The following is a 26,624-nucleotide window of genomic DNA, read 5'->3' on the forward strand; positions in this document are numbered from 1 at the left end:
CCAGTGTGCCACGACAGCCCGGTGTGGCGCACCAGTGCGGGGAGTCGGCCGCGGCGGCCGCCGCCGTACGGGTGCTGGACGGGGTGAGCGCGTTGCGTGCGGTGGCCGACCCGATCCGACTGCAGGTGCTCGGTGTGCTGACCGCCGAACCGCAGCAGGCCTACTCGGCGCGCCAGCTCGCCCACCGGCTGGGTATCACCTTCAGCCTGATGCACTACCACCTGCGGGTGCTCACCGAGGAGGGGATGGTCCGGGTGGTCAACCAGCGGACCGGGCACGGGCGGGCGGAGCGCTGCTTCCAGACCGCGCAGTTGGCGCTGCGCTGGGAGTTTCCGCCGGCCTCAGGCGGGGATCAGCCCGGATGAGCGCACCTGCAGGTCGATCCGGGCGGCCAGGTTCTCCTTCAGCGGCGGGCAGGGCGGTTTGTCCTCCCGCCACAGCTTCGGGCAGGCGCCGCCGCAGACCGGCAGGATCGGGCAGGACCGACAACCGGTCTCACCGGCGCGCAGCCCGGCGTACCAGTCGTCGTAGCGGCCTTCCGGGCGCAGCTGCCCGGCCGGCACACTGTCCACGGTGCCGAGGTGTTCCCCGGTGAAGCCGGGCACCAGCGGCTGTTCGGTGCAGGAGTAGAGATGCCCGTCGGGGGCGACGACCTCGCTGTGCCGCGACGCGGCGGTGCACACCACCCGTACCGGCTGGCTGGGCAGCACCCGGCAGTGCAGTCCGGCGGCGAGGTAGGCGGCGTACCAGCGCACCTCGGTGTCGGCGGCGTGCCGCTGGCGCAGCCGTACGTCGCTGACGTCGTTGCCCCAGGAGTGCACCGGCGCCGGGTAGAACCGGATGCGGGGGTCGGCGAGTCCGGCGTCGCGCATCGCGGTGGCGAAGGCGTCCGCCTGGTCGGCGTTGTGGGTGCCGACGTTGGTCCGGACGGTGATCCGCAATCCGGCCAGGTCCGGGTCGGTGAGGACGCCGCGCAGCGCGGCGGTGATCCGGTCGTAGGAGCCCTGTCCACTGTTGAGCGGTCGGGACGCCTCGTGCACCGGGGCCGGGCCGTCGATGGTGACCTCGATCTGCGCCACCCGGCAGTCACGGTGCAGGGTCCGCAGCTTGCGGGCGTCGAGCAGGGCGCCGTTGGTGACCAGCAGCGCCGAGTACGCGACGCCGTGCCGGTCGGCGTCGGCGGTGAACCGGGCGGACAACGCGCGCAGGACGGCGTACCCCATGAGGGGTTCGCCGCCGAACCAGCGCACCACGACGCGGTCGTAGTCGCCGCTGGCCATGGCCTGCTCGACGCGGGCCGCGATGGTCTCGCGGTGCCGGGCGGGTCGGCCCGCCGGGGTGTCCCGCCGGTGTTCCTGCCCGCAGTAGCCGCAGCCCATGTTGCAGTAGGCGGTCGGCATCACCACGAACTGACGGGTGCGGGTGGTGGCGGCTTCCTGCTCGCCGGCGGCGATGACGGCGGCGGCCTCGTCGGTGCCGGCCGGCACGAGTACGCCGAGCGTGGCGAGCCGCCGCTGTTCGTCGGCGGGCAGGCCGGCCGGGTCGCCGACGGTCAGGGTCCGCACGGTGTCGGTGTCGAGCAGCAGGGTACGAGCCCGTCCGGTGTGGAACACCGCGCGTAGCTGCCGGCCGCTGGGGTGCCGGTAGATGGTCGGGCTGAACACGAGGTAGCGGCTGGGCACGAGGTCGGGCAGGACCATGGTGGGCCTTTCGGGGTCTCGACGGGTGGCGTCCCGGGCTGCGGCGGGTGGGCGGGCGGCGGCGGTAACGCCAGCGGACCCGGAGCGGGCGGCTCCGGGTCCGCTGCGGGGGCGGGTCCTTCGGTTCAGTTGAAGGCGCAGGCGAAGTTGATGCTGTCGGCCTCGCCGGTGTCGTCGCCGGCCGGCAGTTCGATGGCGATCAGGCTCTGCTCGGCGGCGACCTCGGCGGCCACGTCGGCGGCGGTCTGGGCGTCGGCGGCGGCCGCGGCGGCGGGGGTGGCGAGGGCGACGGCGGCGATGACGGCGAAGAACGGGTTGGTGGGCACAGGAAACCTCCGATGAGGGGGATGAGGAGTCGCGAAGGTGAGGCGGTGCTAAGATCCAACTGACGTTCAAAATATCCTGAGCGAAGGACAGAAGTCAATCGTCGGGTTAGAATCAACCGTGGAACGTCGGTTGAATGGAGGTTTGCCGTGACTGAGCTGATGGGCAGCCGGATGATCGAGGACGTGGCCACGCTCAAGGCGCTGGCGGACCCCATCCGGATGCGGGTCCTGGAGCTGGCCATGTCCGAGCCGGAGCGGACCTGGACGGCGAAGGAGCTGGCCGGGATCGTCGGCGTCCCGCCGACGAAGATCTACTACCACCTCAACCAGCTGGAGCAGCATCAGTTGCTGCACATTCGGGACACCCGGGTGGTCAACGGCATCATCGAGAAGCAGTACGGCGCGGGCCAGCTCAACCTCACCTTCCATCGCCGCTCCGGTGACGAACCCGGCTCGGCCCAGGAGGTCGTCGCCCTGCTGCTCGATCAGACCCGGGACGAGATCGAGGCCGGACTCACCGCCGGCACGATCTCCGGTAGCAGCGACGCGCCGGACCCGCTGCGGATGGTGCTCAGCCGGGGCGTCGCCGAGATCCCGCAGCACCGGATCGCCGAGTTCCGCCAGGAGCTGCAGAGTCTGATGCGCCGGTTCGAGGAGGCCAGCGCCACCCGCGAGGGCACCGCCGGCGGACACCGGTTCGCCATGCTGGTGGCGATGCACCCGGTCGGCTGACCGCCCTGCCCCGCTACGCGACGCGACGCGTCGCGGGACAGGGCGGGGCGTCGCGATTCGGAACATATGCCGCGAATCTATGCTGTCCCCGGCATCTCCTCGATGCGACGGTATTCCTGTGTGGAATATTTATTCCACACAGGAATACCGTGCCGTGCCGATGGTTCTGCCCGCAGGCAGGCGGCGTTGCGTAGCCGTGCGGTCAGCGGACCGCCACTCCGGCGGAGAAGGCGCCGCTGCGCAACTCCAGATGCTCCGGCATCAGCTCGCCGCTGACCGTGAACGCCAACGGCACCAGCAGTCGGGCACCGGCCGGAATCGGCGCGGCGAAGATGTCCCGACCGCCGTTTTCCTGTCGGGTCGCCGCCTCGTCCACCGCCACCCAGTCACCGGTCGGCAGGTACGCCCGCTGCAGCGGCGCGTACCAGTACTGCTCCTCGTCGCTGCGGTTGCGCAGGCCGACCGTCGCCAGGCACCGCCGGTCCTGCCCACCGGCAGGTACGCAGGCCATCCGGAAGACGGTGAACTCGAAGGCGGTCTCGGTCAGCAGGACCCCGAACCCACCCGACTCGGTGCTGCCGATCCAGCCACTGGGCACCTGGTTGGCCTGGTCCAGCACCTCCGAGCCGTACGTGGCCCCCCGGACCGCCGCCACCGCGAGTCCGGTGAACATCGCGATCAGCAGCCCGAACACCATCGGCGTCGACGGCCGCCAGCGGCGCGACGGCGGTGGGGCCGGTGGTGGCGCGGAGGGCAACCGGACCCGTCGACGGCCGGTGGTGACGACCCGGCGCCGGTCCACCCGGTGCTCCTGCAGCCGTCGACGCCAGCCGTACCCGACCATGGTGACGACGACCAGCGCGCCCAGCCCGGCCAGCAGCGGCAGCGACGGTCGCTGCCACCACGCCCGGTCGGCGGCGGCGATACCGGCCGACGACGTCCAGCGGGCCACCGCGCAGTCGTACGGACGCGCGGTGTCCCGCTGGTAGACGCAGACCGGGAAGTTCTGGGTCGCCCCGGTGCCACCGGGCCGGAACGACGCGTTGACCGTCTCGCCGCCGCTGGCCGGCAGACTCAGCTGCCAGGTGATCTCCGTACCGTCGGCGTGCCCGCCGGAGCCGACGGTGGCCACCGAGGTGCCGTCCGGCACCCCCAGGCGCACCGTGACGTCGACCGGGGCCACCGTACGGTTGATCGCCTCGACCTGGTAGGTCGGCGCGCTCTGGCCGACCTCGTTGATGGTCACCGCGACCAGCTCCGGACCCGGCTCCTGCGGGGTCGGCTGGGCCCACCCGTCGCTCGTCGGACCGAGCACCACCCCACCGAGGGCGAGTGCGGCGGTCAACGTACCGCCGGCGACGCCCCGTTGCCACCACGACATCAGCATCACGATCCCTGCCCCCGACCCGAACGGTAGGCGGCCGCCGGCCACCCGGCCGAGAGAAGGGCGGATCTGCCACCGGATCCGGTGACCTGTGCTACGTTCGCGCCCCGCCGTGGTGACCGACCGTGGCGTTACGCCGGACGGGCGATAGATTGACCGGGTGCGTATCGCTCGTTTCGCTCATGACAAGGGCATGTCGTTCGGGGTCGTCGAGGGTGAGCCGGGGGCCGGCCCGCAGGCACTGACGGTCGCCGAGGTCGAAGGCCACCCGTTCGGCAAGCTGACCTTCACGTCGCAACGGTGGGCGCTGGCCGACGTACGGCTGCTGTCGCCGATCCTGCCGAGCAAGGTGGTGTGTGTCGGGCGCAACTACGCCGACCACGCCGCCGAGCACGGCGCCGAGGTGCCGGCCGAGCCGCTGCTGTTCCTCAAGCCGTCGACGTCGGTGATCGGTCCGCGCGACGCGGTCCGGCTGCCGGCGCAGTCCCGGCAGGTGGAGCACGAGGCCGAGCTGGCGGTGGTGATCGGTGCGCCGGGGGCCCGCCGTGCGGACCGGGCGGCGGCCGAGCGGGCGATCTTCGGCTACACCTGCGCCAACGACGTCACGGCGCGCGACCTGCAACGGTCGGACGGGCAGTGGACCCGGGCCAAGGGCTTCGACTCGTTCTGCCCGCTCGGGCCGTGGATCGTCACCGGTCTGGACGTCAGCGACCTGGAGGTCCGCTGCGAGGTGGGCCGCGACCCGGAGCAACTGGAGGTACGCCAGCTCGGCCGGACCAAGCAGATGGTCTTCGACGTGCCGGCCCTGGTGTCGTACGTGTCACACGTGATGACGCTGCTGCCCGGCGACGTGATCCTGACCGGCACGCCGGCCGGGGTGAGCGAGCTGACCGCCGGTGACACCGTCTCGGTGCGTATCGAGGGGATCGGCGAGCTGGCCAACCCGGTCGTCGCCAGCGACTGAGGCAAACCGCTGCGGTAACCCGATTTGGCGCGCACCATGGGGTCAGGTAGAGTTCTGTCCCGGTGCGGCAAGCACCGATGGGGTATGGGGTAATTGGCAGCCCGACTGATTCTGGTTCAGTTAGTCTAGGTTCGAGTCCTGGTACCCCAGCAACCGTTGCCGGACAACCCGGATGGCATCGGAACGCTGGTCTCTGTTAGAGTTCGGCACCACGTCCGAAAGGGCGAGGCGGCAGGAAACGGAAGTTTCCCACCGCCAGGCAGTATCGGCAGTTTGCACCACCATGGTTCTGGCCCCGTCGTCTAGCGGCCCAGGACGCCGCCCTCTCAAGGCGGTAGCGCCGGTTCGAATCCGGTCGGGGCTACAGTGCGCAGGCACCCTCACTCGCTGAGGGTGCCTTTTGCATGCTGTGGCGCTCTCCCTCACACTCTACCGACGATCTTGCAGTTATCGAGAGTATTTGCCCGAATTGTCCCTCGATATGTGCAAGATCGTCGGCGGTTTCGGGAAACGGGTCGTCAGAGGCCGGAGAGTCGCTGCCCGGCGCGGACGACGGCCATGGCGTGCCGTTCACCCGGTCGGCGGCCGAGCCGCTCGATCGGCCCGGAGACGCTCACCGAGGCGATCACCCGGCCGGTCCGGTCCCGGATCGGGGCGGAGACGCTGGCCACGCCGGCCTCGCGCTCGGCGACGCTCTGCGCCCAGCCACGTCGGCGCACCTCGGCCAGCGTACGGCCGGTGAACTTGCAGCGGGGCAGCAGCGGCATGACTGCCTCGGGTGGCTCCCAGGCGAGCAGGATCTGGGCGGCCGACCCGGCCGTCATCGGCAGCACCGAGCCGACCGGCACGGTGTCCCGCAGCCCGCTGGCCCGTTCGGCCGCAGCCACGCAGATCCGCTCGTCGGCGCGGCGCAGGTAGAGCTGGGCGCTCTCGCCGGTGGCGTCGCGCAGCGCGGCCAGCAACGGCTCGGCGGCGGTCAGCAGCACGTCGGGTGCGGCATTGGCCAGCTCACCCAGTCGCGGGCCGGGCCGCCAGCGCCCCTGGGTGTCCCGAACCAGCATCCGGTGGATCTCCAACGCCTGGGCCAGCCGGTGCGCGGTGGCCCGGGGCAGCTTGGTCCGCTCGACGAGTTCGGCCAGGCTGGCGCCGTCCACGCAGGCCGCGAGGATGACCACCGCCTTGTCGAGAACGCCGACACCGCTCATACTGTGTCCCACAAGCCGAAACATACCTCCCAGAATTTAGGATGTCCAGATGGTGGGAGCCACTTCGAAGCCGACATCGCCCAGGACCCTGGCCGAGAAGGTCTGGGACGCGCACGTGGTGCGATCCGCCGCGGGCGAGCCGGATCTGCTGTACATCGACCTGCACCTGCTGCACGAGGTCACCAGCCCGCAGGCCTTCGACGGGCTACGGATGGCCGGCCGGCCGGTACGCCGTACCGACCTGACCCTGGCCACCGAGGACCACAACACCCCGACCGGGTACGCCGATCCGGCGTTCAACAGCCGACGCGGGGACCTGCTGACCATCAGCGACCCGACCTCGCGTACCCAGATCGAGACGCTGCGCCGCAACTGCGCCGAGTTCGGCGTCAAGCTGCACGCCCTCGGCGACGACAACCAGGGCATCGTGCACGTCATCGGCCCGCAGCTGGGCCTGACCCAGCCCGGCATGACGATCGTCTGTGGCGACTCGCACACCGCCACCCACGGCGCGTTCGGGGCGCTCGCCTTCGGCATCGGCACCAGTGAGGTCGAGCACGTGCTCGCCACCCAGACGCTGCCGCAGGCCCGGCCGAAGACGATGGCGGTCACCGTGACCGGCGAACTCGGCCCCGGCGTCACCGCCAAGGACCTGGTGCTGGCGCTGATCACCCAGGTCGGCACCGGCGGTGGCCGTGGTCACATCGTCGAGTACCGCGGCGAGGCGATCCGCAAGCTCTCCATGGAGGGCCGCATGACGGTGGCCAACATGTCGATCGAGTGGGGTGCCAAGGCCGGCATGGTCGCGCCGGACGAGACCACCTTCGCCTACCTCAAGGGTCGGCCGAACGCGCCGCAGGGAGCCGACTGGGACGCCGCGGTGGCGTACTGGTCCAGTCTGGCCACCGACGAGGGGGCGACGTTCGACGCCGAGGTGGTCCTCGACGCCGCCGCGATCACCCCGTTCGTGACCTGGGGCACCAACCCGGGGCAGGGTGCCGCGCTGAGCGCCGCCGTACCGGACCCGGAGCAGTTCGACACCGACGCCGAGCGGGTCGCCGCCCGCCGCGCCCTGGAGTACATGGACCTGCGGCCCGGTACGGCGCTGCGCGACGTCGCCGTCGACGTGGTCTTCGTCGGTTCCTGCACCAACGGCCGGCTGGAGGACCTGCGGGCCGCCGCCGACGTGCTGCGCGGGCGCAAGGTCGCCGACGGCGTACGGATGCTCGTGGTGCCCGGATCGGCGAAGGTCCGCGAGGCGGCCGAGAACGAAGGGCTGGACAAGGTCTTCGCCGACGCCGGTGCCGAGTGGCGGTTCGCCGGCTGCTCGATGTGCCTGGGGATGAACCCGGACACGCTCAAGCCGGGGGAGCGGTCCGCGTCCACCTCGAACCGCAACTTCGAGGGCCGGCAGGGCCGGGGCGGGCGTACCCACCTGGTGTCGCCGCCGGTGGCCGCCGCCACCGCCGTGGTGGGCCGGCTGGCCGCCCCGGCGGATCTCAACTGACCGGCGACCCGACCGTACCGACCTAGACGGGATCACGACATGGACAAGTTCACTGTGCATACCGGGACTGCCGTCCCGCTCCGCCGATCCAATGTGGATACGGATCAGATCATCCCGGCCGTGTACCTCAAGCGGGTGACCCGGACCGGCTTCGCCGACGGGCTGTTCAATGCCTGGCGTGAGGACCCGGAATTCGTTCTGAACAATCCTTCGTATTCGGGGGCATCGGTTCTCGTCGCTGGACCCGAGTTTGGCACCGGGTCATCGCGTGAACACGCCGTGTGGGCCTTGCGCGACTGGGGCTTCCGCGCCGTGCTGTCGCCGCGCTTCGGTGACATCTTCCGGGGCAACGCCCTCAAGGAAGGGCTCCTGCCGGTGGAGCTGGAAATGCCCGCCATTGAGGAATTGTGGGCGCTCGTCGAGGCCGACCCGACCGCCGAGGTCACCGTCGACCTGGGTGCCCGCGAGGTCCGGGCCGGCGGGTCCAGCTGGTCGTTCCCGATCGACGACTTCAGCCGCTGGCGGTTGATGGAAGGACTCGATGACATTGGACTGACCCTGCGTCACGAGTCCGACATCACCGAGTACGAGAAGCACCGGCTGCCCTTCAAACCGGTCGTCGCATAGCGCCGACGCCGCCTCGACAGGGCACATCCGAGACCCTGTCGAGGCCATCGGTGAGTCCCTGCCAAGGGCTTCCGGGACGCCGATTCCGCCCCCATCCGATGGCCCACCAACCGTCCGGCTACTACCAACCGGCCGGCCGGGGGCACCGGATGGGGGCGAATCCGTTACGACACAAGGACTTTTTTCCCGTAGATGTTTGTGTCCTGCCGGTACAGGGCATACCGTGCGCGCAGAATGGCTCGTTGAGTCCAGTTGCACTACGGGAGGGAACTCGTGAACAAGGCAGAGCTCATTGACGCGCTCGCGGCTCGCCTGGGGGACCGCAAGACGGCGACGACCGCGCTCGACGCCGTCCTGGCCGAGGTCCAGGCGGCAGTCACCAAGGGCGACCGGGTGGGCATCACCGGCTTCGGGGTGTTCGAGAAGCGCGTCCGGGCGGCCCGAACAGCCCGCAACCCGCGTACCGGTGAGTCGGTGAAGGTCAAGAAGACCTCCGTGCCGGTCTTCCGGCCGGGCGCCGGCTTCAAGGAGATGGTGGCCGCCGGCAAGGCGCCCAAGGCCACCGCCGCCAAGTCCACCACGGCCAAGGCCACCACCGCGCGGGCCGGCGCGGCGAAGTCCACCAGCTCCGCCGCGAAGTCGACCGCCGCCAAGGCTCCCGCGAAGCGGGCCAGCACCGCCACCGCCAAGAAGACCACGGCGGCCAAGTCGACGCCGGCGAAGTCCACGGCGGCGAAGTCGACGGCGGCCAAGAAGACCGCGACGAAGTCCACCGCCACCAAGTCGACGGCGGCGAAGTCGACGGCGGCCAAGAAGGCACCCGCCAAGAAGGCGCCGGCGAAGAAGTCGACGCCCCGCAAAACCACCCGCTGACGCCACCGGCCGCACCGGCCGGACCCCGTCGGGACGAAGGCGCCCGCCACGGCAACGTGGTGGGCGCCTTGGCGCGTACCGAGAGGGCCGCGGCGGCGCCACCGCATCTACAGTTGGTCCGCGCCAACCAACCGGTCCCCGGCGAACGACAGCAGCCACCCGCCGCCCTTCGCCGTCCGGTAGTCCGCCGAGGCCCGCCGGCTCAACATGGTCAGCGCCGCCGGGATCACCGTGCCCTGGCTGCAGACCGCTGCCGCCGTACCGGTCGTCGCCAGCTCGGTCAACCGGCCGGCCGCCGCCAACGCGACCTCCGCCGGGGCCTGCCCGGCGGCCGGCTCATCGAAGACACCGTCCACCTCGACCGGCAGATCCAGGGCCGCCGCCAGCGGGGCCACCGTCTGCACACAGCGCCGTGGTGACGCCGACAGCACCCGGGCCGGTCGCGTCAACGCCAACAGCGCCGCCAACGCCTGCGCCTGGCGCAGCCCGGCGGTGTCCAACGGCCGCGCGCTGTCCGGACCCGGCCAGGTGTCCCGGCTGCCGGCGTGCGCGTGGCGCACCAACGTCAGCGTCACGGTCACCGGCGGCAGGTCGGCGAAGCCGCGCAGCACCCCCACGTCGTGCCGGTACGTCAGCCGCTGCTGCGCCTGCCGCAACGGCAGCCAGCAGACCTCGTCGACCTCGTCGGCCGCCTCGTCCGGCACCGGCCCGGGTGGCTCCTCGACCGCCCGCATCGACCAGTAGTCGACCTCTTTGGTGTTGCCGTCGGGCATCGTGTACCGGATCGACGGCAGTCGCACCTGCGGTACCGCCCGGATCCCGGTCTCCTCACCGACCTCCCGGACGGCCGCCGCCAGCGGATGCTCCGCCGGCTCCAGCTTGCCCTTCGGCAGCGACCAGTCGTCGTGCCGGGGCCGGTGCACCAGACACACCTCGACCGCCCCGGTGTCGTCGGTCCGCCACACCACGCCGCCGGCGGCGCGGACCTCGGTCACGGCAGCCATTTCGTCCGCCCCGGCGTCGACGCACGGTCCCATGCGTCGGCGAAGTCGGCCCGGGCCGCCCGGATCGCAGTCCGTTCCCGCTCCACCAGCCGGCCCGCCGTGACCGCCATCTCGTGGTCGTCGGGATGGTCGGCGGCGATCTGCTGCCAGGTGTCGGCGGCGACCGCCGCGTCCTGGTGTTCGCCGAGCAGGTTCTGCACCTTCGACAACGCCTTCGCCAGCTTGACGGCACCACCGCCGATGACCGGCGCGACGGCGTCCACCGCGTACCGGGCCTTCTTGCCGTTGATCCGCACCGCGTGCCAGCGCTCGTCGGGCGCGTCCAGCGTCAGGTCGGCGGCGCCGTCGACGCCGCTGCCGCCGTACGCCAGCCGTCGCCACGGCCTGGCGACCAGCCGGGGCAGCACCTGGGTGGCCGGCGCGGCCGCCGCCCGGGTCAGTTGCGGCTCCCGGGCCGCCTGCACCAGCATCTCCACCAGGGCAACGTACCGGTCGGAGCGCATGGCCGCGTCCACCTCGGCCAGTGCCGCCTCGTGCCGAGCGGCCAGCGCCGCGTCGATGCGACCCACCGCCGCGTCCGGCAGCGGCGCCAACGGATCCGTTGTGGCGGTCCGCCGGAGTCGCTCCCGTAGCACCTCGGCGTCGCGGGCACCGCCGAGCACCCCGGCGACCCATTTCAGCTCCTCGCGCAGCGTGCCGGCCCAGTCGGCGTCGACCAGCGCCCGGAAGGTCCGCAGGTCGCTGCGCAGCCGCCGGCAGCCCACCCGCATCTGGTGGACGGCGGTGTCGTCGTCGCCGACCGGTGCGTGCAGCCGCACCAACGCCTCGTGCGTCAGGATCCGGGTGATGTCGTCGCGGACCGCCCGGGTCACCACGTCGGCGGCGGTCGGCTCGTCCGGCAGGTCGTCGACCGGTGGCAGGTCCGCCGGCCCGGCGGCGGCCGCGCCCAACGCGCGTACGTGCTTGGGGGTGAAGCCGCCGGCGGTGGCACCGGCCGCGACCAGATCGGCCTCGACCCGGTCCAGCAGTTGCCGGTCGCCGGTCTTGAACTCCACCTCGACTTCGCGGAACGTCGACCGGACCGTCTTGCCGTCCAGCACCGACACCGCGTCGTCGGCCAGCTCCACCAGCAGCGCGTCGTCGGCGTCCCGGATCTCCAGCACCGTGCGCACGGTGCGCACCGTCGCGGCCGGGGTCAGTTCGACCCCCCGCGAGTACGCGGTGACCAGCCAGACCAGCTCCGTCGGCGGAGTACGGCGTTTACCGGCCCGGCTGATCTCGTGCCGTACGCCGGGGGCGTCGGCCGGCAGTTTCACCGTCCACGGCTCGGTGTCGCCGACCCGGTGCCGCAGCGACACCCCGGCGCGGGCCAGCCGCAGGTCCGGGGTGTCGTAGTAGGTGGCGGTCAGCTTCACCGCCGGCAGCTCCACCAGCCGTCCGCCCTCGGGCAGGCAGCCGGACAGGTCCGGTACGGCGAAACCGGGGTCGACCTCGTACTTGCGTTCCTCCTCCACCATCGGGCCAGCCTAGCGCCGTCGGATGACCGGGACCGTCGCCGAACAGTCCGTACCCGATCTGCTACTTGGCGGCGCCGACGAACCGGCGCAGCAGGCGTTCCTGCAGGTGGACCAGGGGTCGCCCGTCGGTGGAGTGGTGCCGGGTCCAGGTACCGTCGGGGTGCAGCTCGAACGATTCGCACTCCGGGTCGAACGACTCGGCGAGCACCCGCTCCAGCTCGGCGCGGGCCACCGGGTCGGTCACCTGCACCAGCGCCTCGACCCGCCGGTCCAGGTTGCGGTGCATCAGGTCCGACGAGCCCATCCAGAACTCGGCGTCGCCGTCGTTGCCGAACCGGAAGACCCGGGAGTGCTCCAGGAACCGGCCGAGGATCGACCGGACCCGGATGTTGTCCGACAGGCCCGGCACCCCCGGCCGCAGCGTGCACATCCCCCGGATCAGCAGATCTACCTGTACGCCGGCCTGCGAGGCCCGGTACAGCGCATCCACCATCTCCTCGTCGACCAGCGAGTTCACCTTGAACTGCACCAGCCCGGGGCGGCCGGCCCGCACGTGGGCGACCTCGCGTTCGATGCGTTCGATCAGCCCGCTGCGGACGCCGTGCGGGGCGACCAGCAGCCGCCGGTACGCGGTCTGCCGGCTGTACCCGGTCAGCACGTTGAACAGGTCGGTGAGGTCGGCGCCGACCTCCGGGTCGGCGGTGAGCATGCCGAAGTCCTCGTAGAGCCGGGCGGTCTTCGGGTGGTAGTTGCCGGTGCCGATGTGGCAGTAGCGGCGGATCTGGTTGCCTTCCTGGCGGACCACCAGGGCCGTCTTGCAGTGCGTCTTCAGCCCGACGAGGCCGTACACGACGTGGCAGCCGGCGCGTTCCAGCATCCGCGCCCAGCCGATGTTGGCCTGCTCGTCGAAGCGAGCCTTCACCTCGACGAGCACCACCACCTGCTTGCCGGCGGCGGCCGCCTCGATCAGCGCGTCGACGATGGGGGAGTCGCCGCTGGTGCGGTAGAGGGTCTGCTTGATCGCCAGAACGAGGGGATCGGCGGCGGCCTGCTCGATGAAGCGTTGCACGCTGGTCGAGAAGGAGTGGTACGGGTGGTGCACCAGGATGTCGCCGTCGCGCAGGGTGGCGAAGACGCTGCGCGGCACCTCGCCCTCGACCAGCCGGGGATGGGTGGCCGGCACGAACGGCCGGTCCTTCAGATCGGGCCGGTCGGAGCTTTCGTACACCTGCCACAGCGCGGACAGGTCCAGCAGGCCGGGCACCCGCAGCACGTCGTGGCTGTCCATGTCCAGCTCGCGGACCAGCAGGTCGAGCATGTGGTCGGAGATGGAGGCGGCGACCTCCAGGCGCACCGGCGGTCCGAACCGGCGGCGGGCCAGTTCCCGCTCCAGCGACTGCAGCAGGTCCTCGTCGCGGTCCTCGTCGACTTCGAAGTCGGCGTTGCGGGTGACCCGGAACAGGTGGCACTCCACCACCTGCATGCCGGAGAAGAGCTGACCCAGCTGGGCGGCGATCAGGTCCTCCACCGGCAGGAACCGGGCGCCCTGGCCTTCCTGGCTGACCACGACGAACCGGGGCACGTTGTTGGGTACCTTGACCCGGGCGAACAGCTCCGGGCCGCCGTCGGGGTCGCGGACCGCGACGGCCAGGTTCAACGACCGGCTGGAGATGTACGGGAACGGGTGCGCCGGGTCGACGGCGAGCGGGGTCAGCACCGGGAAGATGTGCTCCCGGAAGTAGGTGCGCAGCCCTTCCCGTTCCCCTGCGGTGAGGTCGTTCCAGCGAATCAGGTGGATGCCTTCGGCGGCCAGCCGGGGCCGTACCTCGTCGGTGAAGCAGCGGGCGTGCCGGGCGACCAGACCGGCGGTCTTGACGGCGATCAGCTCCAGCTGGGTACGCAGCGGCAGCCGGTCGCCGCCGCGTACCGGCAGGCCGGCCTGCAGCCGGCGCTTGAGCCCGGCGATGCGCACCATGAAGAACTCGTCGAGGTTGCTGGCGAAGATCGCCAGGAACTTGGCCCGCTCCAGCAGCGGTGTCTGCGGGTCCTCGGCCAGCTCCAGCACCCGGGCGTTGAAGTCGAGCCAGGACAGCTCCCGGTTGAGGAACCGGTCGCTCGGCAACGGATCCGCCTCGGCCGGCGTGGTGGTGCCGGCGGCCGGCGAGGGGTCGGTCTCCACCGGCTCGACGGCCGCGTCCACCGGCTCGGCGCCGGCGGCCACCGGGGTGACACCGTCGTCCACCGGCTCGACGGTCCCGTCGGCCGGCCCGGCCACCGCTGCCGGCTCCGGCAGCGCTGCCTGCTCCGTCGCCGCCGGCTCCGGCATCGGGTCAGCCGCCGGCTTCGGCGTCGCCGCCGGCTTCGGCTCGGCGCTGGTCGACGTGCGGCCGGTACCGTTCGCCGTACGGCGTCGGGTCGGCCGGGTCGACCTGGTCTGCGGCGGTGTGGCCGCGTCGGCGTCGGCGGGCTGGTCGGCTGCGGCGCGGCGCGGACGGGCGGCGGCGCGCCTGGAGGGGGCGGGCGTCACCAGGTAATCATGACCTGATCACGGTGAACGCGGTATGAATTTGTCCCGGGTTGGGTCAGTCAAATGTGGGCAACGTGACGCGGTTAACGTGTCCTGTCCCGTCCCGCTCGATGCGTACCCGTTGTCCCAGTCGTAGCAGCCGCAACCCGGAGGCGTCGAACGCCGCCGCCGGGAAGGCCAGCTCGCTGCCGTCGTCGAGCAGCACCGTGCCGCTGCGGGTCGCCGCATCGAAGGTCGCCACCGTGCCCTGCACGTCAGATCACCGTCCCCGGCATGTCAGCCCACCGTCTCGGGTCGCATGCCAGCACGGTACCCGGCGCGGCACAGCGCGGCGGTGTGCCGGCCCAGGCCGAGCCGGGCCGCGTCGGCGAGGCCGTCGGCGGTGTCAACGTCGCGGCGCAGCGTCGGCCAAGCGTCCTCCCCGGTGGCTCCGCCGGCCCCGCCGGTGCCGGTGTCCTCGTCGCCGCCGATACGGCGGGCCCCGGACGCGGCGTGCCGGTCGGCTGAGCCGGGGCCGAACCGGGGGTGCAGGGTGGCGGCGTCGACGGCGGCGAGCAGCACCGTACCGGTGCCGTCGGCGTCCGGCACGAAACACCGACCGGTGGTGGCGGGTGACGCCGCGGCCCGCAGGGCGGCGGCCAGCTCCGCCGGGCGCAGCGCCGGCAGATCGGCGGTGAGCGCGGCCACCGGCCGGCCGGCCGGGACCGACGCCGCGCCGTGGGCCAGTGCGGCATTGAGACCACCAGGGTCAGGTTCGGCGACGGTACGCGCCCCGAGCGCCGCCAGCGCGGCGGCCGCGACCGGGTCGGCGGTCACCACCACCGCCTCGGCGACCAGTGGGCAGGCCAGCACCGCCGCGACGGTGTCCAGCGCGAGCGCCAGCGCCAGCTCCTCATGCGGTACGCCGGTCAGCGCCCCGCGCAGCCGGCTCTTGGCCGCCGCGAGCCGCTTCACCGGCAGCACCACCGACCAGGTCGCCTCCCGCACGGCTCCCATCCTGCCGGCTGGGCTCGTGTTGGCTCTGGCCGGGTCCGACAAGGCATGATTCGCTGCAACGATCGGCGCGGGCGGCGGTCGGGTGCCAGACGAGCGGGCGGGCGACGAGGAGGCAACGGGTGGCGCGGCGGAAACTGGGCTTCTGGCGACGTTTCGTCGTGATGGTGATCAAACCGACCCTGACCATCTGGACCAAACGGGACTGGTCCGGGATGGAGCACATCCCCCGTACCGGTGGGGTGATCATCGTCGCCAACCACATGTCGCACGCCGACCCGATGGCCATCGCCCACTTCGTCTACGACGCCGGCCGGTGGCCGCGGTTCCTCGGCAAGTCCAGCCTCTTCGCCATCCCGGTGGTCGGCCCCTGGCTGCTCAAGGTCCGGCAGATCCCGGTGCACCGGGGCAGCGTCGACGCGATCAAGTCGCTGGAGGCGGCGATCGCGGGTGTCAACGACGGCGGCGCCGTGGTCATCTACCCGGAGGGCACCACGTCGCGGGAACCGGACCTGTGGCCGATGCGCGGCAAGACCGGCGCGGCCCGGCTCGCCCTGACCACCGGGGCGCCGGTGGTGCCGGTGGCGATGTGGGGTCCGCAGAACATGTACGACCCACGGACCAGGAAGCTCAACCTGCTGCCGCGCCGACCGGTCACCGTACGGGCCGCCGAACCGATCGACCTCAGTCGTTGGATGGGTGCCGAACCCACCCGGGCGGTGCTGGAGGAGATGACCGAAACGATCATGCTGCGGCTGCGCGACATGGTCGCCGAGCTGCGCGGCGCCGAAGCACCACCGCTGTACACACCGGTGGTCCGGCGCAACGGCCGGACCGTCAAGGCGCCGGACTCGACCGCCCCGGAGCCGGGTCAGTGACCCGCCGGGCCGTCGTCCTCGGTGCCGGCTCCTGGGGCACCGCGTTCGCCAAGGTCCTCGCCGACGCCGGCTCGGACGTGGTCGTCTGGGCCCGCCGCGAACAGGTCGCCGCCGCGATCCGCGAGTACGGCACCAACCCCGACTACCTGCCGGCGGTACGGCTACCCGAGCGGGTCACCGCCACCAGCGACGCCGTCGAGGCGATCAAGGGCGCCGACCTGGTCGTGCTCGCCGTACCGTCGCAGACCCTGCGCGGCAACCTGGGCGACTGGGCCGCGCACATCGGCCCCGACGCGACCCTGATCAGCCTGATGAAAGGGATCGAACTCGGCACCACCAAGCGGATGAGCGAGGTGATCGTCGAGACCGCCGGGGTGAGCGAGGACCGGGTCGTCGTCGTCTCCGGCCCGAACCTGGCCGCCGAGATCGCCGCCGAGCAGCCGGCCGCCAGCGTCGTCGCCGGCACCGACGCCGACCGCACCGCCGCCGTGCAGCAGGCCATGCTCACCTCGTACGTGCGGCCCTACACCAACGACGACGTGATCGGCTGCGAGCTCGGCGGGGCGGTCAAGAACGTGATCGCCCTCGCGTACGGCATCGCCACCGCCATGCGCCTCGGCGACAACACCAAGGCGACCCTGATCACCCGAGGGCTGGCCGAGACCGCCCGGCTCGGCGTGGCGCTCGGCGCCGACCCGTTGACCTTCGCCGGCCTCGCCGGCCTCGGGGACCTGGTCGCCACCTGCTCGTCGCCGCTGTCACGCAACCGGACCTTCGGCGAACACCTGGGCCGGGGGGAGACCCTGGAGCAGGCGCAGGCCGCCACCCGGCAGACCGCCGAAGGGGTCAAGAGCTGCCTGTCCATCCGGGACCTGGCCCGCGCCCACGGGGTGGAGATGCCGATCACCGAGCAGGTGGAACGGATCTGCCACGAGGGCCTGGACCCGCGTACCGCGTTGACGCTGCTGATGACGCGGGCCACGAAACCGGAATAGGCCCTGCCGCCGGCCGGCGCCGTCGGTCAGGATGAGCGCCATGACCGCCAGCTCCCGCGATCCCCGGTACGGCGACGGCACCCGGTGCGTCAGCGCCGGGCTGCCCGAGCCGACGCCCGGCCAGCCGTTCCTGCCCGGCCCGGTGTTCGCCGCCCCCTACCACCTGGACCCGGTGACCGGGCCGGCACCGGACCGCGACGGCTACGCCCGGGAGACCAACCCCACCCGGCGGGCGCTCGAAACCGCCATCGGTGACCTGGAAGGCGGCGACACGCTTGTCTTCGCCAGCGGCCAGGCGGCGATCACCGCGCTGCTGCTGACCACGCTGCGCCCCGGCGACACGGTGCTGCTGCCCGCCGACGGATACTTCACCGTACGGGCGTTGGCCGCCACGGTGCTGGAACCGCTCGGTGTGACCGTACGATTGGTGCCGACCGCCGGGCCGTACCCGGACTTCGCCGGGGTGCGGCTGGTGCTGCTGGAAACCCCGGCCAACCCGGGCCTGGACGTCTGCGACGTCGCCGCGCTCGCGGCGGCGGCCCACGCCGCCGGGGCGCTGGTCGCGGTCGACAACAGCGCCGCCACCCCGCTCGGGCAGCGGCCGCTGGACCTCGGCGCGGACGTCGTGGTCGCCTCCGGCACCAAGGCGCTGACCGGCCACTCCGACCTGCTGCTCGGCTACCTGGCCACCGGATCGGCGCAGCTGCTGTCGGCGGCGACGACGTGGCGCAAACTGACCGGCAGCGTGCCGGGGCCGTTCGACTGCTGGCTCGCGCACCGGTCACTGGCCACCCTGGACCTGCGGCTGGCCCGCCAGTCGGCCAACGCGCAAGCGGTCGCCGCCGCGCTGGTCGGGCGCCGTGACGTCACCGGCGTACGCTGGCCCGGCCTGCCGGACGACCCGTCGTACGCGGTCGCGGCGGCCCAGATGCGCCGCATTCCGGGGATCGTGTCGTTCGATCTTGGCGACGCCGACCGGGTCGGCCGGTTCCTGACCGCGTCGACGCTGGTCTCGGCGGCCACGTCGTTCGGCGGCCTGCACACGGCGGCCGACCGGCGGGCCCAGTGGGGCGACGACACCTCACCGGGTTTCGTCCGGCTCTCCTGCGGCATCGAAGACACTGTGGACCTGGTCGCAGACGTTCTGACCGCCCTGGATGCCGGCTGACCCAGCCAACAGGGCACCTATCAAGATCAAATGATGTAGAACCAGGCGACGCGCCGTGTTCCGCCCATTTACGTCATCTGATCGTCAAAGTGCGGCCAGGTCGGGTTGCGAAGTGCTCTGGCTGAGCAGATGGCGGCCGTCGCGGTGATCCTGGGTGTGGTCAGGCGGTGAGGGTGCCGGTCTTGGTGGCGGCGACGAAGGCCGACCAGTTGGCGGGGGAGATGGTCAGGACCGGGCCGGTGGGGTCCTTGGAGTCGCGTACGCCGATCACGCCGGCCAGCCCGTCGGCGACCTCGACGCATGCACCCTGGCTGTTGGATCGGCTGCTCTTGCGCCAGGTGGCACCGGTCAGGTCGGTCATGGCTCGTACTCCTTCGCCGTGTCCAGCAACAGCGCCCGCGACTCGGCCTCGCTCAGCGCGGCCGACCGGATGTCGTGGTAGACCCAAGCGTACCGGTCGCTCTCGGTCTGCTTGTCGAGGAAGAGCGCGCCGGTGATCGACTCCTGGTAGACCGTGGTGGGTTCGTACTGCTCGGGAAAGTCCAGGATGGTGAACGAGCCGCCGGTCAGCACCCCGGCGTGCAGGTTGGACGAGAACGGCAGGACCCGGACGGAGACGTTCGGCAGCCGGCCGGCGTCGGCGAGCCGGCGCACCTGTGCCGCCATGATCTGGCGCGACCCGACCACGCGGCGCAGCACCGCCTCGTCGACGACGATGTCGAACTCCGGAGCCTGTGGCTCCAGCCGGGTCAGCAGCCGCACCGCGACCCGGTCGGCGATCTGGTAACGGGGCACGCCGTCGACGTCCTTGGTGAAGATCGCGGTCGCGTACTCCCGGGTCTGCAAGAAGCCCGGCACCAGCTGACTCTGGTACTCGCGGATCCGGCTGGCGGCCTCCTCCAGGCCCACGTACAGCTCGAACCAGGACGGCAGGCTGGCGTAGTCGTGCCACCAGCCCTTCTCCCGGGTCTTGGTCGCCAACGCGGCAAGGATCTCGGTGGTCTCCTCGTCAACGCCGTACAACTCGCAGAGCAGCACGACGTCGCCGGAGCGGACCGGGACCTCGCCGCGCTCCATCCGCCACAGCTTCGTCGCCGACCACTCCAGCTCGCTGGCGACCGACGTCTGCGGCAGCTGGGTCAGCCGCTCGCGCAGTTGACGCAGCTCCCGGCCCAGCCGTCGGCGCGGTACGGACGAGTTCAACACGGACGGGGACATGGCTACCACCTCCTGGGATGCTCGACCCGACCCATCCTGCCGTCACTAGTGGACTTATGGACTCCGTCGATTGGTGGACGGGCGGCTCGGCTCAACGTCGACGGGATTTCGTCAGAGTTGTGCGTATGGCTGGTCGTACCCGACTGGTGACTCCGGGTCGCTGTATGCCTGTTGCGGGTGGTTTGTGGTAGCGGATCGTGACATCTCTTTACAGATGGCGACGTTGATCTTTAGGGTCGGGCGTACCTGTCACATTGCTACGGGAGTCCCTAGTGGACGCTGCCCAGACGCCGCTGACCCGTCCAAGCCGTCCACGATTTCGCTGGCCACAGATCCTGGCAGCAGTAGCCGCCGGCTGATCGCCGACCGGTCCGCGCGACCTTAATCGACCGCATGCGCCGACCGGCGACTCCACGTCGTCCGGCGTCCGAATGTTCCACCGCTGTGCCGCCAGTTGGTTGTCTCGATCGTGGGGAGTGGCGTTGATGTCGGGTCGTCGGGTCCACCGGTCCTGGTTGTCGGGTGCGCGTCGGCGGGTTGCCGGGGTGACGGCGCTCGTGGTGGTGGCCTCGGCGTTGGCTGCTCCGCAGGCGGTGGCGGCGCCGACCGGGACGGCAGCCGAGCCGGAGGTCGCCCAGCGGTCCGTGGCGGTGCGGGAGCACACGCCGGCCGAGACCGATGAGCCGTCGCTGCCGGACTTCACGCCACAACCGCCGGTGTGGCCACGCGCGGACTCCGTGGTGGCGGACCTGTCAGGCGGTTCGGCGGCGGTGGAGGTGGGCGGACTGCCGGTGGCGTTGTCGGCGCCGGTCCCGGCGGGTGACGTGTTGTCGGGCCGGCTGCGGGAAGCGTGGGCGGACACGTCGCGGGTGCCAGGCCGGGTACGGGTGGAGGTGGCGGATCCAGGCGAGGCCGCAGCGGCCGGGCTGGCGCTGGTGGTGCGGGTCGCGGCCGTGGAGGAGGCTGCTGCGTCGGATCGTGCGGCGGTACGGCTGGAGCTGGACTACTCGCAGTTCGCCGGCGCGTTCGGGGCGGCGTGGGCGTCCCGGTTGCGGCTGGTGCAGGTGTCGGACTGCGCCCTGATCGAGACCCAGGATCCGACCTGCGCCGGTCCGACACCGCTCGGGTCGCGTAACGATCCGGTGGCGGGACGGATCGCGGCCGAGGTGGAGCTGCCGTCGGCCGAGGCGGACGCTGGCCGAGCCGCCGGTAGCAGCGGCAGCAGCGGCGGCGTGACGTTGGCGTTGCTGGCGGCCGGTGAGAGCGAGACGGGGTCGTTCAAGCGGACGTCGTTGGCGCAGTCGGCGTCGTGGCAGGCCGGGCAGTCCGGTGGTGGGTTCTCCTGGTCGTATCCGTTGAGTGTTCCGCCGGCACCGGGCGGGTTGGAGCCGGAGGTGGCGTTCGGGTACTCGTCGGCGGCGGTGGACGGTCGGACGAACGGGGAGAACTCGCAGCCGTCATGGATCGGTGAAGGCTGGGACTTCAACCCGGGGTTCATCGAGCGGTCGTACCGCACCTGCAGCGACGACCTGGAAGGCTTTCCCGCGCACTACACGAACGCGACACCGGACCCGTGTTGGCGGGAGCCGAACGCGAAGCTCGTGTGGCAGGGCCAGTCGACCGAGATCGTCCTTAGTGACACTGACGGCAAGTGGCGGCTCGCCGGCGACGACGGATCCCGGATCGAGTTGCTGCCCAGCCAGCACGGCTACACCGAGGGTGGCGAGGCGTGGCGGCTCACCACGACCGACGGCACGCAGTTCTACTTCGGTCGGCAACGGCTGCCGGGGTGGAACACCGGGGACCGTGAGACGAACTCGGTGATGGGGCAGGCGGTCTTCTCCAACCACACGTGGGAGCCGTGCTACCAGCCGACCGGCTTTCTCTATTCACGATGCTTTCTGGCGTACCGGTGGAATCTGGACTATGTCGTCGATGCGCACGGCAACTCGATGTCGTACTGGTACGACCGGGAGCTGAACCGGGCGGGCATCACCGGCACCGGCACCGCTCAGGTCCAGTACGACCGGGGGAGCGTGCTGCGGCGGATCGAGTACGGCACCCGGGCCGGCGGCGAGGCCGACGCGGTGAACCCGCCGATGCGGGTTCTGTTCGACGTGGGCGACCGCTGCCTGACGTCGTGCTGGAGCGGGAGTACGCCGAACACGTCGAGCTGGCCGGACACGCCGTGGGACATGCAGTGCACCGCGCTGCCGTGTAACAACAACATCGGTCCGTCGTATTTCACCAGCAAGCGGTTGACGTCGGTCACGACGCAGGTGCGGGTGAGCAGTGCCTACCAGGACGTGGACCGGTGGGACCTGAGCCACAGCTTCCCGGGGACGAACGAATCCAACCAGCTGAACCCGCCGTCGTTGTGGCTGACCGGCATCCAGCAGACGGGCCTCGCCGGCGGTCAGGCCGCGCTGCCGCAGGTGACGTTCGGTGGCACCCGGTACGCGAACCGGACCGACCACAACGTGTCGGCAGCGGTGCCGGTGACGAACAAGTACCGGATCACCGAGATCAACACCGAGTCGGGTGGGCGGATCGAGATCACGTACGAGGGCTCGGACTGCACGGTGACCTCGCAGGCCGACCCCGATCACAACTCGAAGCGGTGTTTCCCGCAGTACTACAAGCCGGACGGCTCGCCGGCCGGCTGGTCGTGGTGGAACAAGTACCGGGTGACCCAGGTCGTCGAACGGGACCTGGTCGGCGGATCCCCGGCGGTGACGCACAGCTACGCCTACTCCACGGCGGGCGTGTCGTCGACGGTGCTGTGGCATCACAACGACGCCGACGTGTGGTCCCGCTCGCTTCCACTGCGGACCTGGTCGGACTTCCGCGGCTGGCCGACGGTCACGGTGACCACCGGCACCGGTAGCGGGCAGCAGACGCAGTCCCGCTACCTGTACTTCCGGGGAATGCACCGGGACCGTACCGACGCCGGTCAGGGCACCCGCGTCGTGACGCTGACCGGGACGGACGGGCTGGTGCACGGCGACGACTGGTGGCGGGCCGGGTTCCTCTACGAACGTATCGACTTCGCCTCCCCTGGCGGGCAGCAGCTGAACCGGACGATCCAGCACGTGTGGGGTACCCAGACGTCCTCCCGGGTGGAGAACCCGATCCACGCCGAACCATCGAACTGGGAATCGGTGATCGCCCGGGTCACCACGACGAACAACTTCACCTGGCTGGCGCACAACAGCACCTGGCGGCAGACCCGTACGGTCGACACCTGGGACACCACGTACGGCACCCTGCTCACCTCCGACGACCAGGGCGACATCTCCACCACCTCGGACGACGTCTGCACCCGCTACATCTACGCCCGCAACACCGGTGCCCCGTGGCTGATCGACGCCCCGTCACGGGTCGAAACGGTCGGCACCTCGTGCGCGGCCACCCCGACCTACCCGGCAGACCTGCTGTCCGACACCCGCCTGTTCTACGACGGTGCGACCGCCCACGGCACCGCACCGACCCGTGGCCTGGTCACCAGGTCCGACCAGGCGCAGTCGCACAACGGCACCGCCGCCACCTACCTGACCACGGCGACCGCCACGTACGACGACCATGGGCGGGAGCTGACGACGACGGACGCGCTGGGGCGTACCACGACGACCGCCTACACCCCGGCGGTCGGTGCCCCGACGACCGCCATCACGACCACCAACCCCCTCACCCACGACACCTCCGCCACCCTCGACCCCCGCCGTGGCCTGCCCCTGACCGTCACCGACGCCAACAGCAAGGTCACCACCGGCCAGTACGACCCGCTCGGCCGGCTCACCAAGGTGTGGGCTCCGGGCCGGGCCACGTCCGCGACCCCCGACCAGGAGTACGCGTACACGATCACCAAGTCCGCGCCGAGTCACATCCGCTCTCGCGTCCTGGGTCCGAACGGCAACCAGATCGACAGCTACGAGATCTACGACGGCCTGCTGCGTCCCCGGCAGACCCAGGTCACCGCGCCGGACGGCAAACGCACTATCTCCGACACCCAGTACGACGTGCGTGGCCTGGAAGCCAAGACGTCGACGTTCTACAACAACGCGTCCGGCCCGACCGGCACCCTGGTCACCTTCGCCGACACCGTGATCGAGACCCAGAGCCGGACTCTCTACGACGGTGTCGGCCGCCCCACCCGGTCACAGCTGTGGTCGGCGAACACGCTGCAGTGGGAGACCGTCACCGGCTACGACGGCGACCGGGTCACCGTCGACCCGCCGACCGGCGGCACCGCCACCACCACACTCTTCGACGCACGCGGCCGGCAGACCGTACTACGCCAGCACACCGGAACCACACCCACCGGAACGTACGAACAGACCACCTACGGCTACGACCGCGCCGACCGGCTCACCACCGTCACCGACCACGTCGGTAACCAGTGGACCTACACCTACGACCTGCTCGGCCGTCGGGTTGGCACCGTCGACCCCGACGCCGGCACGTCGAGCAGCACCTACGACAACGCCGGCCAGCTGGTGACGACGACCGACGGCCGCGGCGAAACCCTCTGGTACGGCTACGACAACCTCGGCCGCCGTACCGAGATGCGCGACGACACCTCCACTGGCGCGCTGCGCGCATCGTGGACGTACGACAGCCTTGAGCTCGGCCTGCCGACCTCGTCGACCCGGCACGTCGGCGGCGACGCGTACACCACCTCGGTCACCGGCTACGACGACGGCTACCGGCCGCTCGGTGCCACCGTCACCATCCCCGCCGCCGAGACCGGCCTGGCTGGCACCTACACCACCAGCCACACGTACCACGACAACGGCGCACCGGCGACCACCAGCCTGCCCGCGATCGGCGGCCTGCCCGCCGAAACCCTCACGTACGGCTACCACGCGGCGTCGGGTCTGCCGACGACGCTCGGTTCGGCAGCCGACACGTACGTCTCCGCCACCAGCTACCACTACGACGGCAGCATCGCCCAACGCATCCTCGGCGCTGGCGACACCCGTGTCCGGGTCTCCTCCCCGGTGGAGCCGGCGACCCGCCGTCTCGCCGCCTCCCAGGTCGACACCGAACACCCGACCACCCCCGACGCCTGGAACGACGCCGCGACGACCAGCTACGCCTACGACCCCGTCGGCAACATCACGTCGATGGCGGGGACCACGGCGGGCGTCGCCGACCAGGCCGAGTGCTTCACCTACGACCACCTCCGCAGGCTGACCCAGGCGTGGACGGAAACCACCCCGACCTGCACCACCCCGCAGCGCACCGGCGCCGACCCGTACCGGCAGGCGTGGACCTACGACGCCACGGGCAACCGGCTGACCGAAACCACCTGGTCCGCGACCGGCACCACGACCGCCACCTCCACGTACCCGACCGCCGGCAGCCCCCGGCCCCACGCGGTCACCGGCGTCGCCTACACCGGTGGCACGACCCGCACCGACACGTTCGCCTACACACCCGGCGGGCACACCAGCAGCCGTACGGTCGACGGCGTCACCCAGGCCCTCACCTGGGACGCCGAAGGCCGCCTCGCCACCACGAGCGAACCCGACCTCGACACCTCGTACGTCTACGACGCCGACGGCACCCGGCTGTTGCGCCGTGACACCACCGGCGCCACCCTCTACCTCGGCCACACCGAGCTTCGCCGGACCGCCAGCAACGGCCAGGTCGACGGCACCCGCCACTACCAGCACGGCGGTGCCACCGTCGCCGTCCGTACCGTCACCGGGCTCACCTGGCTGATCCCTGACCACCACGGCACCAACCAGATCAGCATTGACCCCGCCACCCACGACCTCACCCGCCGCCGCACCCTGCCCTTCGGCGACACCCGCGGAGCCGCGCCCACCCTCTGGCCGGATGACAAGGGCTTCGTCGGAGGCACCAAGGACCCTACCGGCCTCACTCACATAGGCGCACGCCAGTACGACCCCACCCTCGGCCGGTTCATCTCCGTCGACCCACTGGTCAACCCTGGCGACCCGCAAACCCTCAACGCATACGCCTACGGCAACAACAACCCCACCAGCTTCAGCGACCCCACCGGCCTCAAACCACTCGCCACGACTGGGGGTGGAGCTGAAGAGGAAAAATTCTGGAAAGAGAAGAAGCAGAAAGTTACCTATACCTCATCCGGAAAGAAGTGGAAAGTCGTCAGCTCGGAGCCTGAGTCGAAAGAGCCTGATTCCGAAAAGCCTGCAAATATCCCTCCAGCGATATGCTCGAATGTTGCCAGCGGTTTCGCAAAAAGTGCTTGCATTGGCGCGGTTGGTGGGGCTGTGGCGGGTGCGGCCAAGAGTACAGCCGACGCAAGGAGAGAAGCGTCTCGGGCAATGCGATGGGGTGAGACCGCGGCGGAACGTTCGGCTGCCGCGCGGCGGATGAATCTCCTCAAGAAATATCCGATCATAGGCAAGGTTGGAGAATTTGGTAAGAATCCATGGATTCGCGGAGCGGGGCGGACGCTGATTGGAGTGGGGTTCTTGATCTCTGCGTCCGGCTATTATGTCGACGGTGACGACTTGTCGACCTCGATCGTAAAAGCGGGAGTTGAGACGGGGCTAGGCGTAGCGGGTGCCTCGATAGGTGTGGCGGCGGGTGCTGCATGTGGACCGTTTGTGGTGGTTTGTAGTCCCGCTTTTGGTGCAGTTGGTGGATATGCCGGGGCCACTGCGGGTGCCACGCTTAATCAGTGGGCTGAGTCTGACGGCGGAATTTTCGGTTGGAGGCCGTATGATTGGACCAGAAGCTGGTTTGACAACGACTAGCAATTTGTTCGTGGATGGAGGTTTTCCGTATAATGATTTGGCTTGCTGTGGCGTTTTTTGTCCTGACGCTCACTCTGACGCCAATAGCTGTACATCGGCATTGGCGAGGTAAATCGAGCGCGTATGAATGGCAAACTGCTGCGATCTGGTATCGATCAGAGCGTCTTCGTCGGGGGCATGTCAGGGCTACCCCCGTGGTTTTTTTTACCGGATTTTTCCTGGCGGTTGCCTCGCTTCTTCTATTTTTGTCGACA

The 26,624-nt window shown here is 70.7% G+C and carries 21 protein-coding genes and 2 tRNA genes; 12 read left to right on the top strand and 11 right to left on the bottom strand.

Annotation, left to right across the window (positions count from 1 at the left end):
- Positions 1–23 precede the first annotated feature (23 nt).
- On the top strand, positions 24–365 hold the full coding sequence (locus O7623_RS29250) for a winged helix-turn-helix domain-containing protein (RefSeq protein WP_282226152.1): 342 nt from the start codon (positions 24–26) through the stop codon (positions 363–365).
- Here O7623_RS29250 and O7623_RS29255 read toward each other — a convergent pair.
- Positions 342–1,700 (bottom strand): radical SAM protein, encoded by a 1,359-nt coding sequence (locus tag O7623_RS29255; RefSeq protein WP_282226153.1) that lies wholly within the window; start codon positions 1,698–1,700, stop codon positions 342–344. The genes O7623_RS29250 and O7623_RS29255 overlap by 24 nt on opposite strands.
- 125 nt (positions 1,701–1,825) lie before the next feature.
- Positions 1,826–2,026: a hypothetical protein gene (locus O7623_RS29260; protein WP_282226154.1), complete on the bottom strand. Its 201-nt coding sequence runs from the start codon at positions 2,024–2,026 to the stop codon at positions 1,826–1,828.
- Between the two features lie 147 nt (positions 2,027–2,173).
- Here O7623_RS29260 and O7623_RS29265 point away from each other — a divergent pair, with 147 nt between their 5' ends.
- Entirely contained in the window at positions 2,174–2,758 is a 585-nt protein-coding gene (locus O7623_RS29265) for a helix-turn-helix domain-containing protein (protein ID WP_282226155.1), read from the top strand.
- 202 nt (positions 2,759–2,960) lie between these two features.
- On the opposite strand, the gene O7623_RS29270 is transcribed toward O7623_RS29265, so the two are convergent.
- The gene (locus tag O7623_RS29270; RefSeq protein WP_282226156.1) at positions 2,961–4,145 is read right to left on the bottom strand and encodes a hypothetical protein; all 1,185 of its coding nucleotides are present in this window, start codon (positions 4,143–4,145) and stop codon (positions 2,961–2,963) included.
- Between the two features lie 157 nt (positions 4,146–4,302).
- Here O7623_RS29270 and O7623_RS29275 point away from each other — a divergent pair, with 157 nt between their 5' ends.
- From O7623_RS29275 to O7623_RS29285, 3 genes are all read left to right on the top strand, one after another.
- Complete coding sequence (locus O7623_RS29275) at positions 4,303–5,106, top strand: fumarylacetoacetate hydrolase family protein (protein ID WP_282226157.1); 804 nt, start codon at positions 4,303–4,305, stop codon at positions 5,104–5,106.
- 78 nt (positions 5,107–5,184) lie between these two features.
- Positions 5,185–5,256, top strand: a tRNA-Gln gene (locus O7623_RS29280).
- A gap of 141 nt (positions 5,257–5,397) precedes the next feature.
- Positions 5,398–5,470, top strand: a tRNA-Glu gene (locus O7623_RS29285).
- Between the two features lie 154 nt (positions 5,471–5,624).
- On the opposite strand, the gene O7623_RS29290 is transcribed toward O7623_RS29285, so the two are convergent.
- Positions 5,625–6,311, bottom strand: coding sequence for an IclR family transcriptional regulator (locus O7623_RS29290; protein WP_278117622.1), 687 nt, complete (start codon positions 6,309–6,311; stop codon positions 5,625–5,627).
- 49 nt (positions 6,312–6,360) lie between these two features.
- On the opposite strand from O7623_RS29290, the gene leuC reads away from it, so the two are divergent.
- The 3 genes from leuC to O7623_RS29305 all read left to right on the top strand — a co-directional run bounded on the left by leuC (position 6,361) and on the right by O7623_RS29305 (position 9,318).
- Positions 6,361–7,818, top strand: coding sequence for a 3-isopropylmalate dehydratase large subunit (leuC, locus tag O7623_RS29295; protein ID WP_282226158.1), 1,458 nt, complete (start codon positions 6,361–6,363; stop codon positions 7,816–7,818).
- A 39-nt stretch (positions 7,819–7,857) separates the two neighbouring features.
- On the top strand, positions 7,858–8,445 hold the full coding sequence (leuD, locus tag O7623_RS29300) for a 3-isopropylmalate dehydratase small subunit (RefSeq protein WP_282226159.1): 588 nt from the start codon (positions 7,858–7,860) through the stop codon (positions 8,443–8,445).
- Between the two features lie 273 nt (positions 8,446–8,718).
- Complete coding sequence (locus tag O7623_RS29305) at positions 8,719–9,318, top strand: HU family DNA-binding protein (protein WP_348775113.1); 600 nt, start codon at positions 8,719–8,721, stop codon at positions 9,316–9,318.
- A 107-nt stretch (positions 9,319–9,425) separates the two neighbouring features.
- Here O7623_RS29305 and O7623_RS29310 read toward each other — a convergent pair whose 3' ends face one another.
- From O7623_RS29310 to cofC, 5 genes are all read right to left on the bottom strand, one after another.
- The gene (locus O7623_RS29310; protein WP_282226160.1) at positions 9,426–10,322 is read right to left on the bottom strand and encodes an NUDIX hydrolase; all 897 of its coding nucleotides are present in this window, start codon (positions 10,320–10,322) and stop codon (positions 9,426–9,428) included.
- Complete coding sequence (locus O7623_RS29315) at positions 10,310–11,839, bottom strand: CYTH and CHAD domain-containing protein (protein WP_282226161.1); 1,530 nt, start codon at positions 11,837–11,839, stop codon at positions 10,310–10,312. The genes O7623_RS29310 and O7623_RS29315 overlap by 13 nt, the downstream gene beginning before the upstream one ends.
- A 61-nt stretch (positions 11,840–11,900) precedes the next feature.
- Positions 11,901–14,165, bottom strand: coding sequence for an RNA degradosome polyphosphate kinase (locus O7623_RS29320; RefSeq protein ID WP_282229638.1), 2,265 nt, complete (start codon positions 14,163–14,165; stop codon positions 11,901–11,903).
- Positions 14,166–14,421: 256 nt separating this feature from the next.
- Positions 14,422–14,619 carry a cold-shock protein gene (locus O7623_RS29325; RefSeq protein WP_282226162.1) on the bottom strand — a complete coding sequence of 66 codons (198 nt, stop codon included), beginning with the start codon at positions 14,617–14,619 and terminating at the stop codon, positions 14,422–14,424.
- 23 nt (positions 14,620–14,642) lie between these two features.
- Positions 14,643–15,353 (bottom strand): 2-phospho-L-lactate guanylyltransferase, encoded by a 711-nt coding sequence (gene cofC / locus O7623_RS29330; protein WP_348775114.1) that lies wholly within the window; start codon positions 15,351–15,353, stop codon positions 14,643–14,645.
- A 128-nt stretch (positions 15,354–15,481) separates the two neighbouring features.
- Between cofC and O7623_RS29335 the strand changes: the two genes are divergently transcribed.
- The 3 genes from O7623_RS29335 to O7623_RS29345 are packed head-to-tail and all read left to right on the top strand — an operon-like array spanning position 15,482 to position 18,400.
- A complete protein-coding gene (locus O7623_RS29335) occupies positions 15,482–16,237 on the top strand; it encodes a lysophospholipid acyltransferase family protein (RefSeq protein ID WP_282226164.1) in 756 nt (251 codons plus the stop codon).
- Positions 16,234–17,232 (top strand): NAD(P)H-dependent glycerol-3-phosphate dehydrogenase, encoded by a 999-nt coding sequence (locus O7623_RS29340; protein WP_282226165.1) that lies wholly within the window; start codon positions 16,234–16,236, stop codon positions 17,230–17,232. Before O7623_RS29335 ends, O7623_RS29340 begins: the two co-directional genes overlap by 4 nt.
- A gap of 40 nt (positions 17,233–17,272) precedes the next feature.
- The gene (locus tag O7623_RS29345) at positions 17,273–18,400 is read left to right on the top strand and encodes a cystathionine gamma-lyase (protein WP_282226166.1); all 1,128 of its coding nucleotides are present in this window, start codon (positions 17,273–17,275) and stop codon (positions 18,398–18,400) included.
- 160 nt (positions 18,401–18,560) lie between these two features.
- On the opposite strand, the gene O7623_RS29350 is transcribed toward O7623_RS29345, so the two are convergent.
- On the bottom strand, positions 18,561–18,761 hold the full coding sequence (locus tag O7623_RS29350) for a DUF397 domain-containing protein (protein ID WP_282226167.1): 201 nt from the start codon (positions 18,759–18,761) through the stop codon (positions 18,561–18,563).
- The gene (locus O7623_RS29355; RefSeq protein ID WP_282226168.1) at positions 18,758–19,618 is read right to left on the bottom strand and encodes a helix-turn-helix transcriptional regulator; all 861 of its coding nucleotides are present in this window, start codon (positions 19,616–19,618) and stop codon (positions 18,758–18,760) included. Before O7623_RS29355 ends, O7623_RS29350 begins: the two co-directional genes overlap by 4 nt.
- Positions 19,619–20,163: 545 nt before the next feature.
- Between O7623_RS29355 and O7623_RS29360 the strand changes: the two genes are divergently transcribed.
- Complete coding sequence (locus tag O7623_RS29360) at positions 20,164–26,370, top strand: RHS repeat-associated core domain-containing protein (RefSeq protein WP_282226169.1); 6,207 nt, start codon at positions 20,164–20,166, stop codon at positions 26,368–26,370.
- Positions 26,371–26,624 lie beyond the last annotated feature (254 nt).

Source organism: Solwaraspora sp. WMMD791, from assembly GCF_029581195.1.
Classification (GTDB): domain Bacteria; phylum Actinomycetota; class Actinomycetes; order Mycobacteriales; family Micromonosporaceae; genus Micromonospora_E.

Excerpts from the sequence above, each read along its gene's own strand:
- O7623_RS29255 (WP_282226153.1), bottom strand. The coding sequence starts at position 1,700 with ATGGTCCTGCCCGACCTCGTGCCCAGCCGCTACCTCGTGTTCAGCCCG.
- O7623_RS29270 (WP_282226156.1), bottom strand. The coding sequence starts at position 4,145 with ATGCTGATGTCGTGGTGGCAACGGGGCGTCGCCGGCGGTACGTTGACC.
- O7623_RS29290 (WP_278117622.1), bottom strand. The coding sequence starts at position 6,311 with ATGAGCGGTGTCGGCGTTCTCGACAAGGCGGTGGTCATCCTCGCGGCC.
- leuC (WP_282226158.1), top strand. The coding sequence starts at position 6,361 with ATGGTGGGAGCCACTTCGAAGCCGACATCGCCCAGGACCCTGGCCGAG.
- leuD (WP_282226159.1), top strand. The coding sequence starts at position 7,858 with ATGGACAAGTTCACTGTGCATACCGGGACTGCCGTCCCGCTCCGCCGA.
- O7623_RS29310 (WP_282226160.1), bottom strand. The coding sequence starts at position 10,322 with ATGGCTGCCGTGACCGAGGTCCGCGCCGCCGGCGGCGTGGTGTGGCGG.
- O7623_RS29315 (WP_282226161.1), bottom strand. The coding sequence starts at position 11,839 with ATGGTGGAGGAGGAACGCAAGTACGAGGTCGACCCCGGTTTCGCCGTA.
- O7623_RS29320 (WP_282229638.1), bottom strand. The coding sequence starts at position 14,165 with ATGCCGGAGCCGGCGGCGACGGAGCAGGCAGCGCTGCCGGAGCCGGCA.
- O7623_RS29345 (WP_282226166.1), top strand. The coding sequence starts at position 17,273 with ATGACCGCCAGCTCCCGCGATCCCCGGTACGGCGACGGCACCCGGTGC.
- O7623_RS29350 (WP_282226167.1), bottom strand. The coding sequence starts at position 18,761 with ATGACCGACCTGACCGGTGCCACCTGGCGCAAGAGCAGCCGATCCAAC.
- O7623_RS29355 (WP_282226168.1), bottom strand. The coding sequence starts at position 19,618 with ATGTCCCCGTCCGTGTTGAACTCGTCCGTACCGCGCCGACGGCTGGGC.